Source organism: Vibrio sp. 1580, assembly GCF_033340055.1.
Genome location: NZ_JAWOVT010000822.1, coordinates 1 through 500, shown reverse-complemented (window position 1 = coordinate 500; position 500 = coordinate 1). Strand labels below are relative to the sequence as shown.

Below are 500 nucleotides of genomic sequence, written 5' to 3'. Positions count from 1 at the left end.
TCACTGAAAAGGGAAAGGTGACTCCTGTTTTCGTTCGTTTTTCGACCGTTATACACTCAAAAGGATCGCCAGAGACGCTGCGTGATCCACGAGGTTTTGCAACCAAATTTTATACTGAACAGGGCAACTGGGATCTGGTAGGGAATAACCTGCCTGTGTTCTTCATCCGTGATTCGATCAAGTTTCCGGATATGGTGCACTCTCTGAAACCGTCACCAGTGAACAACGTTCAGGATCCAAACCGATTCTTTGACTTTTTTAGCCATGAACCAAGTGCGACTCACATGCTGACTTGGGTGTACAGCAATCTTGGTACGCCAGCGAGCTATCGCACAATGGATGGCTTTGGCGTTCACGCTTACAAGTGGATCAACCAACAAGGTGATGTGAACTATGTGAAGTTCCAATGGAAGAGCCAACAAGGCATTAAGAGTCTTCGTCCTAATGAAGTGACGGAAATGCAGGGTAAAGACTTCAATCACCTTACGAATGATTTGTAT

1 protein-coding gene is annotated in these 500 nt (G+C 45.6%); it reads left to right on the top strand.

The genetic code is table 11. The features are described 5' to 3' along the window. On the top strand, positions 1 to 500 hold a 500-nt coding region (locus R7093_RS28575), incomplete at both ends, for a catalase (protein WP_318147455.1).